Source organism: Paenibacillus pabuli (genome assembly GCF_039831995.1).
Lineage (GTDB): Bacteria > Bacillota > Bacilli > Paenibacillales > Paenibacillaceae > Paenibacillus > Paenibacillus pabuli_C.
Genome location: NZ_JBDOIO010000003.1, coordinates 2,503,084 through 2,515,372, shown reverse-complemented (window position 1 = coordinate 2,515,372; position 12,289 = coordinate 2,503,084). Strand labels below are relative to the sequence as shown.

Annotated in this window: 9 protein-coding genes; 7 read left to right on the top strand and 2 right to left on the bottom strand. The window is 46.4% G+C overall.

The annotated features are described in order from the left end of the window. Window positions 1–13: 13 nt before the first annotated feature. Window positions 14–670: a hypothetical protein gene (locus tag ABGV42_RS13520; protein ID WP_347382104.1), complete on the bottom strand. Its 657-nt coding sequence runs from the start codon at window positions 668–670 to the stop codon at window positions 14–16. Window positions 671–746: 76 nt separating this feature from the next. On the opposite strand from ABGV42_RS13520, the gene ABGV42_RS13515 reads away from it, so the two are divergent. Further along, the gene (locus tag ABGV42_RS13515) at window positions 747–1,607 is read left to right on the top strand and encodes an AraC family transcriptional regulator (RefSeq protein WP_347382103.1); all 861 of its coding nucleotides are present in this window, start codon (window positions 747–749) and stop codon (window positions 1,605–1,607) included. 112 nt (window positions 1,608–1,719) lie between these two features. Here ABGV42_RS13515 and ABGV42_RS13510 read toward each other — a convergent pair whose 3' ends face one another. Beyond that, on the bottom strand, window positions 1,720–2,589 hold the full coding sequence (locus tag ABGV42_RS13510; protein ID WP_347382102.1) for a helix-turn-helix transcriptional regulator: 870 nt from the start codon (window positions 2,587–2,589) through the stop codon (window positions 1,720–1,722). Between the two features lie 158 nt (window positions 2,590–2,747). On the opposite strand from ABGV42_RS13510, the gene ABGV42_RS13505 reads away from it, so the two are divergent. The 6 genes from ABGV42_RS13505 to ABGV42_RS13480 all read left to right on the top strand — a co-directional run bounded on the left by ABGV42_RS13505 (window position 2,748) and on the right by ABGV42_RS13480 (window position 12,175). After that, on the top strand, window positions 2,748–4,721 hold the full coding sequence (locus tag ABGV42_RS13505; RefSeq protein ID WP_347382101.1) for a beta-galactosidase trimerization domain-containing protein: 1,974 nt from the start codon (window positions 2,748–2,750) through the stop codon (window positions 4,719–4,721). 26 nt (window positions 4,722–4,747) lie between these two features. Beyond that, the gene (locus tag ABGV42_RS13500) at window positions 4,748–5,890 is read left to right on the top strand and encodes a serine hydrolase domain-containing protein (protein WP_347382100.1); all 1,143 of its coding nucleotides are present in this window, start codon (window positions 4,748–4,750) and stop codon (window positions 5,888–5,890) included. 11 nt (window positions 5,891–5,901) lie between these two features. Further along, window positions 5,902–6,702 (top strand): polysaccharide deacetylase family protein, encoded by an 801-nt coding sequence (locus ABGV42_RS13495; RefSeq protein ID WP_347382099.1) that lies wholly within the window; start codon window positions 5,902–5,904, stop codon window positions 6,700–6,702. Between the two features lie 67 nt (window positions 6,703–6,769). Continuing rightward, window positions 6,770–7,957: a glycoside hydrolase family 88 protein gene (locus ABGV42_RS13490; protein WP_347382098.1), complete on the top strand. Its 1,188-nt coding sequence runs from the start codon at window positions 6,770–6,772 to the stop codon at window positions 7,955–7,957. A 553-nt stretch (window positions 7,958–8,510) separates the two neighbouring features. Further along, window positions 8,511–10,319 carry a serine hydrolase domain-containing protein gene (locus ABGV42_RS13485; RefSeq protein ID WP_347382097.1) on the top strand — a complete coding sequence of 603 codons (1,809 nt, stop codon included), beginning with the start codon at window positions 8,511–8,513 and terminating at the stop codon, window positions 10,317–10,319. 47 nt (window positions 10,320–10,366) lie between these two features. Further along, window positions 10,367–12,175, top strand: coding sequence for a serine hydrolase domain-containing protein (locus tag ABGV42_RS13480; RefSeq protein WP_347382096.1), 1,809 nt, complete (start codon window positions 10,367–10,369; stop codon window positions 12,173–12,175). Window positions 12,176–12,289 lie beyond the last annotated feature (114 nt).

The window sequence follows — 12,289 nt, the reverse complement described above, 5'->3', positions numbered from 1 at the left end:
CGTTTAACAATCGTTATGCCCGGATCACGGGCGGAATTTCCAGCCAGATCCGGGAGCTCCCATCGGACGAATCCCAGGGTATGAAGTGAGGCTCCATCGTTCCCGCCCAATCGGACGGCGTATGGGATGTGGAGAGCTTCCCTGAATAGGACGGCTTCTCGATGGTTGCCGGATCTTCCGAGTAGAAGAACATCAGATTCTCATGCAGGGCAATCATCCCATATTTATCGCCATCCCCCGGCTTCTCCTCCTGATACTGGTAATGGTAAAAGACATAACTGGCGACTTGATCCGGCTTGAGATGGGCGATTCTGGCATAAGGCCGGGCCGAAGCGTTTTGTCTTAACCATTGTTTCTCGCTGACCGGCTTCTGATAGTGGAAAATATCGATCATCGGTACCCATCTTCTAACACTGCTCGTTCCGGGCCAGATTTCCAAGGTGTCTTCGCAGTGGGCGAAGAGTTCGTGAGGATCAACCGAAGGGGCTGGACTTTCATAATAAAGAAACAGCTGTGTTCCGAAATGGAACAGACTAAGTTGACAGGCGCCGAGTTCCTTCATTCGGGTTTGAAGTACGGGTAAAGCTTCGCGGAACAATTGCTTCAGGTTCATATTCTCGCGGCACTGCGCACGGAAATGATAGCGGTACATAAGCCACCTCAGTTTCATATCGTTTATCCCCATGTTACTGTAATTTGCTTCAGGATTCCTTGACGATGGTGACCTTCTTTAGCATAATAGCGACATGAATAGAAAAAGCCATTACCTGGAACTGGGGCTGGAACCGGATTTTATTTTTCGCATTGAGAAGTGCCCTCTAACTCATGATTTTGATGTCCACCAGCATGACTATTCCGAGCTCGTTGTCATTCTTGGAGGTACCGCAACTCACATTATCGAAGGAAGGGAGTATCCGATCTCTGCCGGGCAGGTGTTCTTCATCCATGGCAATGTGTCCCACGGCTATAAAGACGTGGATCATATTCAGTACGTCAACGTCATGTTTCACCCTGACCAGATGTCTCAGCTGCAGGAACTGAAGCTGATGGCGGGCTTCCAGGCATTATTTTATTTCGAGCCGTTCTACCGGAAGGAAATGAACTTCAAAGGAATGCTTACCCTGAATGATGAACAGTTGCGGCAGGTCACCGGTCTGCTGGATGTCATTCTGGATGAGCATGATCAGCGGCCAGAAGGTTACCGAATGCTGATCCGCTCCTACTTTACAGCACTAATGGGTGTGCTCTCCCGCTATTATGTGGCGAACAACGGGTGGCCTCAGAATAAAGCGCTGCGAATCGCCGAGTCCATTACGTATCTGGAGGAACACTTTCAGGAGCCGCTCAATCTGGATATGCTCGCGGAAAGGGCGTATTTGTCCAAAAGGCAGTTTCTTCGCGAGTTCGCAAGGAACTTCCAAACGACGCCCATGGACTATGTGATCCGGCGGAGACTGGATTATTCCTGTACGCTGCTGCGTAATCCCAACCTGTCCATTTTGCAAGTGGCTCAAGAGAGCGGATTCCGTGACCAGAATTATTACGCCCGCCAGTTCAAGAAGATTTACCTGTGTACGCCTACGGAATACCGGGACAAATACATCTAAACATCTTCATAAGAAGACAAGAGAGATTCATAGGAAAACAATAGGAACTCATAACAAAACAATAGGAAACCATAAGAAAACAGCAGGAACAATTACGTTCCTGCTGTTTTAGTCATGTGCGGCCCAAGCGGGTGCTTCGATATTGACCGGGTGTCATTCCCAGTTTTTTTCGGAATAAGCGAATAAAATAATTGGCGTTCTCAATCCCGATCAGCACACCGATCTCGGATACGGGAAGGCTCGTATTTTCCAAAAGAGATTTAGCTTTATTCATCTGCAGCTCGTGCAGGTATTGAAGGGGACTCAGCCCTGTGTATTTCTTCAGGCAGCGGGAGAGATAGTCCACATGGAAATGAAGCGTTTCTTCCATATGCTTCGCATCGAAGGGACGGGTAATATGCTGTTCGAGATAGGTTATCGTTTGATCACACAGTATTCTCGAGCGGGGAGCATATTGCAGGCGCATAGCCGACTGCAATTCGGTCAACAAGCCAGCGAGCTGCCCCTGCAGCGGCAAGGATGTTGCGGGCGACAAGCTTAGGTGAAGCTCCATCATTCGCTGCAGGAAGGGAAGAATGCTTGGGGTGTGCAGGCTTGTGAATTTGGGAATGTACATGACCTGCCGGTGCGGAGTGACATCCAGGTTGGAGCCTTTTGTGAAGGGAGTCGACCATGGAATTTGTCCGCTGTCCATCGTTCGGACAGGCTCAGAGTGGGCCAAGTGGAGCCAGTATATTTCGGTTTCTTCCTCGCAAGGGCGATGTCCGACATGCAGACGGTTCGGCTCAAGCACAAGCAAGGAACCTGCTGTGATTTCGAATGGCACATCATCTTCCGTCATGTACAAGGTGCCCTTCATTACAAAGAGCATGTCATACAAGTTAAACGAACGGCTCAGGTGCTGCTGCCCCGGGTTCCAGATGGAGTGACCAATCGTCACTAATTGCGGAAGTGGGGGGATGGTTAGCTCAAGACAATTCATCAGGCCAGCCCTTTCCATTACTTCTTGGTGTACCTATTGTATCATGCACTGAATTGCGAATGGTCGGAATTGTGCTATAAAAAGTCGTCTTTACACCTATTCGTTCAATGCTGGAAGGCCTATATTAAAGGTATATGAACGAGAAAGGAAGCGAAATCATGCGATTCCGTCAAGTCCATCTGGATTTTCACACCTCGGAAGCCATTGTTCCCATTGGGGACCGTTTTGACAAAAGGCAGTTTCAAGACATGTTGAAGCTTGGACATGTTGACTCCATTACGGTGTTCTCCAAGTGCCATCATGGCTGGGCGTATCATCCTTCGGAGGCCAATGAGATTCATCCGGGGTTAAGCTTCGATTTGCTTGCGGCACAGATTGAGGCAGCCCATGAGATTAACGTAAAAACACCAGTGTACCTTTCGGCCGGTTTGGATGAAAAGCTAGCCCGCCGTCATCCCGAGTGGCTGATCCGTGACATGAATGATCGAACGAATTGGGCCGAAGGCTTCATGCAGCCAGGTTATCATCAGTTCTGCATGAACTCTCCTTATCTCGATATCCTGATCGAACAGATTCGGGAGGTTATGCTCCGATATGATGTAGACGGATTGTTTCTCGATATTGTGGGTGTACGCAAATGTTACTGTCATAACTGTGTGGATACCATACGGCGTAAGGGGGATGACCCCCGCAACGAGGAAGCGATGAAGAGCCTATGGGAGAGCACATATGCCAATTACACAACCAGGGTGAAGGAAACGGTGGAATCGATAAAACCAGGTCTGCCCATCTTCCATAACGGAGGACATATCAATCGCGGTCGTCGTGACCTGGCTGCAATGAATACCCATTTGGAACTGGAGTCACTGCCAACAGGCGGATGGGGTTATGACCATTTTCCTCTTTCGGCTAGGTACGTACAAACGCTCGGATTCGAATTTCTTGGCATGACCGGGAAATTTCATACGGCGTGGGGAGAATTCGGCGGATATAAACATCCAAACGCACTTCGGTATGAAACCGCTCTCAGTCTTGCAAATGGTGCAAAATGTTCGATTGGGGATCAGCTTCAGCCTGACGGCCGCATGGATCCGGCAACCTATGAATTGATCGGTACGGCTTATCGTGAAGTCGAAAGTAAGGAAGCTTGGTGCGTGAATGCTGTGAACGTTGCGGATGTAGCGTTGTTGTCCTTGGAAGCAACGGGTGTGCACCCCAAAGCCCAAGAAGACGCAAGTCGGAACGATTCGGATGCAGGGGCTGTACGCATGCTGCTGGAGGGCAATATCCTATTCGATGTGATTGATACGGAACATGATTTTTCGAATTATCAGGTGCTGATTTTACCGGATTATGTCGCGGTGAATGACGAGCTGAAGGATAAGCTGGACATGTTTTTGCAGCAGGGAGGTAAGGTTCTTGCCACAGGCTGGTCGGGTCTGGACCAGGACGGCACGTCCTTCGCCATTGATTTTGGAGTGAGATATGTGGGAGTGAATCCATACCGTCCGGACTTTTTTCATCCGTTGTTCAAGCCTGCGAGCCTGGGGGAAGCTTCCTTCGTCATGTATACAAAAGGCCAGAAGCTCGAACTTGCCGGCGGAACGGAGCTAGGAAGCAGGAAAGACCCGTATTTTAACCGCGATGTCTTTACCTTCTGTTCGCACCAGCATACGCCAAGCAGCGATGTTTATGGAGGACCGGGCATGGTAGAGAGCGCCAGCGGCATCTATCTGGCCTGGAACGTGTTCGAAGATTATGCGAACCAGGGGAGTCTGATCCTGAAGGAGACGATCCTGTATGCGCTGAACCGCCTCTTGCCTAATAAAACGCTAAACACCGATCTGCCTGCCCAGGGCGTAACCACCCTGCAGGATCAAAAGCAAGAGAAAAGGCTGGTCCATCATCTGCTGTATGCGTCCCCGGTCCGCCGTGGCAAACATATCGAAGTGATTGAGGATATCATCCCCCTATATGATGTTGTGGTGTCCATCCGGACTCCCCATCAAGTGAAGAATGTGTATTTGGCGCCGCAAGTCCAGTCCATTCCCTTTAAGTGGGAGAAGGGTTCGGTCAGCTACACCGTTCCGAAGTTTGAATGCCATCAGATGGTAGTTATCGATTACGAGTGATATTTAGACAGGAAGGAAGCAAAGCGATGGACTTCAAACCGCTATCCATATTTATCGACCGCTTAACGGATTGGCGTATTCCATGGGCAGAGGTTTTGGTTCTGCACCGCAATCAAGAGGTCTTCTGCTACCGCAGCGGCTATGCTGACTTGGAACAACGTATTCCCATCCACGACAGGCACATCATTCGGCTGTATTCGCTGACCAAAATTCTGACCTGTACGGCAGCCCTTCAGATGGTAGAAAAGGGAGCACTCCTGTTAAATGACCCGTTGTCGGACTATCTTCCTGAATATGGCGAGATGGCGGTGAAGGTGACCTTGCCGAGCGGTGAAATGGTATTGGAAAAAGCCCAGAGAGCGATCCGGGTACGGGATCTCTTTACCATGTCGGCCGGGCTCTCTTATGATATCCGTTCCCCTTCGATCCGGGAAGTCGTAAGACGCACAAGCGGAAGAGCGCCAACCCGCGAAGTAGCGGCGGCCATCGCCGAAGAACCACTGTTGTTCGAACCGGGGGCGAGGTGGAGCTACAGTTTAAGCCATGACGTTCTTGCCGCCTTGGTCGAAGCCGTGGACGGAAGACGGTTTGGCGCCTATGTTCGGGATGAAATTACTGGCCCGCTCGGGATGCGTGATACCGGCTTCGATGTATCGGAAGAGAAACAAAGCCGTTTGGCTCCACAGTATGAATATAGCGAGTCAATAGGCAAACCTATTCCCAAGGAGGGGAACGATTACCGGATCGGTTCGGAATATGAGAGCGGTGGTGCCGGGTTATTCTCTACGGTGAATGATTACGCCGTCTTTCTGAATACGCTTACCCATCAAGGAACAAGCCCCGAAGGCGTTCGAATCCTGTCTCCCGAGACGGTGGACCTCATGAGAACGGATCATTTGACAGAGGCAACCCGCAGTCATTTCACGTGGTCGCAGCTTGCGGGGTATGGATACGGGCTCGGTGTTCGCACCCATTGTTCCAAGCAGACCAGCGGGTCGCTCAGTCCGCTTGGTGAATTTGGCTGGAGCGGCGCAGCCGGTGCTCTGGCGATCATGGACCCGTCTTCTCAGCTGACCGTCATGTATGCGCAGCATATGTTGAACAATCAAGAGCCCTATGTGCATCCACGCTTGAGAAATCTCGTATACGCATGCTTGAACCATCGTTAGGAGGAATTGGCATGAGAATTCGCTATGATCGCTTTCCGGGTGGGGTGCACAAGGCCATCACTCTGAGTTTTGATGATGGACAGATTCATGACAGGAGACTGGTCGGGAAGTTTAATGAATATGGTCTCAAAGGCACGTTTCACCTAAACAGCGGTACGCTCGGAAAAGAGGGATTTCTTACACGGGAGGAGATACGTCCCCTGTTCACAGGGCTTGAAGTATCTGCACATACCGTCAGCCATCCTTTTCTCGAACAGTCCCCGGTCGAACAAATGGTTCAGGAAATCACGGAGGACCGAAAGGGACTGGAAGCTCTGGTTGGTTATCCTGTGCGTGGGATGAGCTATCCTTTTGGTACATATAACGACCAGCTTGTCTCGCTGCTGCCTTCACTCGGGATAGAGTATGCCCGGACAGCAGCAAACGAGTTCGGGTTCAATATGCCTTCAGACTTCCTGAGATGGCATCCGACCTGCCATTATCGGCAAATGGTGGAGTACGCGCAGCAGTTACTCGCTTTAAAACAGAGGCATACCAAGATGGCTTTGCTGTATGTGTGGGGGCACAGCTATGAATTTGAGAAGGACAACAACTGGGAGCTGATCGATCGATTTGGAGAACTCGTTGCCGGAAACGAAAACATCTGGTTTGCTACGAATGCTGAAATCGTTTCGTATATGCATGCATTGCGGCAGCTCCGATTCTCGGCAAATTACCGGATCGTCCATAATCCATCTGCACAAAGTGTATGGGTAAGCGTGGAAACGGACGTCGTAGAGCTTGCGGCAGGCCAATTGACCGAGCTCGGTTGAATGATCCTTTTTTGATGTCATTCTCTGGATCATTGCTCCTAATAGATGAAGAGAGGACTGAAGTGCGATGTCTACCGAGGGAATGCAAACAACGGAATTACAAGGAAAACAACGTTATATACAAGCCATTGAGGATATTCTATCTAAAACGCTAAACAATATGGATAAGTTTGGGACCCGGTTTCCCCATGTTAGTCTGAATGGAAACTATATTTTGAATGATAATGACGACTGGACAGATGGCTTCTGGTCGGGGATATTGTGGCTGTGCTATGAATATTCAAACGATGAACGCTACCGAAAGGCAGCAGAAAAGGCCGTAGCAAGTTTTCGCCAGCGGCTTGAGCAGCATGACTCCCTGGATCACCATGATATCGGATTCCTGTACAGCTTATCGGCCAAAGCCCAGTGGATCATCACTGGCGATGAAGGCGCTCGGAAGCTGGCTCTTGCTGCAGCTGATGTATTAATGAGACGTTGGCGGAATACGAGCGACGGCAGCGGTTATATTCAAGCTTGGGGAGCCCCAGATAACGAGCAAGAAGCTGGGAGAATTATTATCGATTGCCTACTTAATCTGCCGTTATTGTATTGGGCAAGTGAACAGACGGGTGATTCAACGTACGCCGAGATAGCACAGATCCACGCAGAGAGAACACGGCGTTATATCGTTAGAGGGGATGATAGTTCGTATCATACGTTTTTCTTCGATTCGAAGTCGGGTGTTCCTATCGGCGGCGCCACACATCAGGGCTACAGCAACGGTTCGACGTGGACGCGGGGTCAAGCTTGGGGTGTATACGGGTTTGCGCTATCCTATCGTTATACTGGAAATAAGGCATTTCTGGAGACTTCCAAGCGTATGGCTCGCTATTTCCTTGAGCATTTGCCTGAGGACAACGTTGCTTATTGGGACTTCAATGCTCCTGTGGCTGCGGATACTTACCGGGACAGTTCAGCCTCAGCGATCGTCGCTGCTGGACTGACGGAGCTCATCTCCCATTTGGCTACTGGTGATCCAGATCGTCTATATTTCGAGCAGATGCTGGCAACAAGCATGGAATCGCTAATCAACAACTATGCTACGATCGGTGACGATGAAGCAGAGGGCTTTCTTAAACATGGCTCATATCATATCCATGGCGGTTTATCCCCTGATGATTATATGATCTGGGGCGACTACTTTTACCTGGAAGGGTTAATGCGTCTTGCGCATGGTATTCCTGGTTATTGGTATGAGCGTAGCGGAAAATAACGCTGTAATAACGGGTTATATAAGGCATAGGAGATATGGATAGAGACTTGGAAAAACAACATACTCACACATTGGGATAATGATCCTCGGTCAAACTTGGTTCTATGATATGAGCCGTGGCAGAGGAGATTGTCCCATGTATTTTTTTATTTAGAGATCATAATGCATGAGGAGTGGTAGAGTGCTTACAACAGATATCGCATGCCAATCTTGTCCCATTTTTCCGCAGATTTAAAGAATCATATGATCAGAGCATTGAACCTTTTAGAACAACATCCCTCCAAAAATCCGAAAACAATCAGCGATAATCTCCCCTTTAATTTTGTATATTCACTATTTGAGACTCGTTACGAAAACGCTTTATTTTGTAATAAAATTACTGTTATACTAAATGAAAGATTGAAGCAATACATATTACTAGAAATGTATTAGTCAGCTCAATGATCGTGATGAAATTCACAAAAAAGAGTGTATTCCTAGATTTAAGTAGAATTAAGGTTTGAGGAGAGGTGAGTTAGATTCAGTCTTATTTAATGTTGAAGGAGAGTTGCTGATGCAGAGAACTTGCCAGAAAGTTCGTAGTTTTCACACGGTAAATAAAGTAATTGCATGTGTTCTGTCACTCGTACTCGTCATTATCGCATGTGCGGTACCTGTCTACGCGGAAGAAGAACAAATACAGACTACACCATCCAGGATTCCTTTAACAGAGTTAGAGGAAACCATTGATTCTTATGTAGCTACAAATCAGAAAAATACCGCTGCCGTTTCGATTGTGGCTGTCAAGAATGGTGAAACGATTTTTAATAAGGCCTATGGATATGCAGATGTTGAACAACAGATAAAGGCGGATAACTCTACTGTTTTTGAATGGGGTTCAGTCACTAAACTGTTGGTCTGGACGAGTGTCATGCAGCTTGTCGAGCAGGGAAAGCTTGATCTGGATACCGATATTCAGGAATATCTGCCAAAAGGTTTTTTTAAGAAGTTGGAATATGATACCCCCATTACGCTATTAGACCTCATGAATCACCAAGCGGGTTGGGAGGATAGAATGATTGATCTATGGTATCAATCTGATAATCAAGTTATGGATCTAGGAGAAACGTTGCAGAAATTTGAACCAAAACAGATTTATGAACCAAGTAGCGTATTGGCTTATTCAAACTATGGTGCTGCTATGGCTGCCTACATCGTAGAAGTGCAAGGCGGACAACCTTTTTACGAATATGTTAATGAACATATATTTAAACCACTGGATATGAAAGAAACTACGATTCATCCGTCACATCAAGATCGTCCAGACCTCGTGCAGAGAAGAGATCAGATTCAAGGGTATACGGCTAATGTGGAACTCATCCCCAAGACCAAAGTATACATGAACATATATCCTGCAGGAGGTGCCATGGGCACAGCAGAAGATGCAGCAAAATTCCTTGCGGCTCTGATGCCGATCAATCATGGTCATTTATTATTTAAGAACAAAGAAACCTTAAACGAAATGCTGTCAACCAGTCTATATTATGATGGAACTTCTATCCCTCGAATTGCACATGGTTTCATTGAGGTAGAGTACTGGACCCCTGCACTGGAACACGGCGGAAATACATTGGGATTTTCGAATAAATTGGTCTTTGACCCCAAATCTAATTTTGGGTTAGTGGTAATGACCAACCAGTTTGAAGAAGAAGTTTATTGTTTTGGTCTTGTCCAGAAATTATTCGGAAACAATTACAGAACTAGCGCTGTTACCTCCGGAAATGATGGATATTATCTCACTACACGACGTTCGGGTTCTGGATTCACTAAGTTCTATGCGTATCTTTTAATGGAAAAGTATTCAACATTTGAGCTTAGTAACTTCACCAATGTTGTTGAGAAGGATGGAATCGTTGAGAAAGTCTCTTTTACATACAATGATTATGTACGTGTAACCAGTTCAACGTTGGTCTTGATCAGCGCCACTTTTATAGCTCTTGCCGTAGCCATCGTATTCAATTTGAGAGCTATTATTGGCTATTTGTTCCGGTTATCCAGATACAGATCAAAACAATGGGAAAGACCCGGGACAGGGTTTGATAAATATCACGTTGCCATTAATATTGCTGGTCTGGCATTCGTACTGAATACTATAGTATTAGGCATGCGGGCAGTGAGCTTAGACTCCTCCTATTCTTCATTACGTATCCATCTTATCTTCAATTTAATATATGTGATTCTAGCTATAGCATATCTTGTTTTGCTGATCTACAAACTCTGGAAGACAAATTACAGCAAAAAGCGGAAGGCTGTATACATCACGTCTGGCGTGTCAGCGTTACTGTTTGCTGCTTTCATTGTGGGATGGGAGTTATATTTTTAGAACCCGAGAAATCTGGAATTATAAGAAATGCTGAGGGAGAGTAGCTGATGCAGAAAAATCGCCCAAAAGATCGTAGTTTTCACACGGTAAACAAAGTAATTGCTTGTGTTCTGTCACTCGTATTTGTCCTTATCGCATGTGCGGTACCTGTCTACGCTGAAGAACAGGTTCAGACTACACCATCCAGGATTCCTTTAATAGAGTTAGAGGAAACCATTGATTCTTATGTTGAGTCGTATGAGAAGTATACGGCTGCCGTTTCCGTTGTGGCTGTCAAAGATGGCGAATTCATAGTAAATAAGGCATATGGCTTTGCGGATATTGAGAATCAGCGAAAGGCAGATACCTCCACTGTTTTTGAATGGGCTTCCATCTCTAAACTGTTGGTTTATACGAGTCTGATGCAGCTTGTCGAACAAGGGAAGCTTGATCTGGATACGGATATCAGAGAATATCTGCCAGATGGATTTTTCAAAAAGCTCAAATACGATGAACCGATTACCCTATTGAACCTGATGCATCACAATGCGGGTTGGGAAGATCAAACAGCGACCGAAGTGTACTATTACGACGAGAATGAAGATTATGATTTAGGAGAAACGCTGCGTAAAAACGAGCCGAAACAGATATACAAACCGAATAGCGTCGTCGGTTATTCGAACTATGGCGTTGGTCTAGGCGGTTACATCGTGGAATTGGTAAGTGGCCAACCTTATTATGAATATGTTAATCAACATATTTTTGAACCGCTTCATATGAACGACACTACGGTTCATCCAACCGGGCAGGATCGTCCAGATCTTGTGCAAAGAAGGAATGAGGTCGAAGGGTATACGAAAAATTTGGAACTGATCCCTGATAACAGAGTATACGTAACGTTCTATCCTACAGGGGCAGCCATGGGGATAGCCGAAGATTTAGGGAAATTTCTTGCAGCCCTGATGCCTGTTGATGATAGCCATGTATTATTTGCCAAGAGGGATACACTAGACGAAATGTTGTCAACCAGTCTGTATTATGACGAGACTTCGATTCCTCGATTTGCGCATGGGTTCGCTGAGATGGAATATTCGGTACCTACACTGCTTCATGAGGGGAATTTAAAAGGGTTTTCAAGCAAAGTTGTCTTTGATCCAGAATCCAAATTTGGAATGGTGGTCATGACAAACATTGCGTTTGAGGAAGTCTATTATTATGGACTTATTAGCAAGATTTTCGGTAACAGCACATACGTTAATTCGGTTACTTCTGAGGGGGGAGGATATTTCCAATCCGCAAGGCGGCCCGCCTCTAGATTTACCGATTTATTTAGGCTGCTGGATATAAGCAGATTTTCCAAAGCGGAGTTAAGTAGTCTTTATAATGTGGTCGAGCATAATGGCGTTGTTGAGAAAATTTCCTACACTCCTTACATGGATTACTTGCCTGTATCCAGTTTAAAGGTGAATATGATTACAATATCACTTATTCCTGTTGCGCTAGCCTTCATTTTCAGCTTAGTTACTTTGATCAGCTACCTTATTCGGATGCTTCTTTACACACTTAAAAAACGAGGGAATCCTCCAGCCCATTTTGATAAATATTATCTAGCTATTAATTTCGCAGGTGGGTTGCTCCTTCTTAATCTTTTTATCATCTTTACCAGACTTCCAAGTTATCCCGCTTATTCTTCGATACGCATTAATTTAGGGTTCAACTTACTTTATGTAGTTCTGGCAGTGGCGTATCTTGGTTTGCTCATTTACAAATTGCAGAAGAGCAGTTATGGCAAAAAGCAAAAGATGATGTACTTTATGTCTGGCATCTCGGCTACTATATTGGCTGTTTTTATTATGGGGTGGAATTTGTATGTTTAGAAAAGCGGGAAGGGCTAAATGGGATGATTTAAGCATTATTGAGAGATGCCATGGTTAGACTTCGTTAGTTATGCCGATCTCAGGTTGTAGGAATGTCAAAGCTGAGCTATTCAT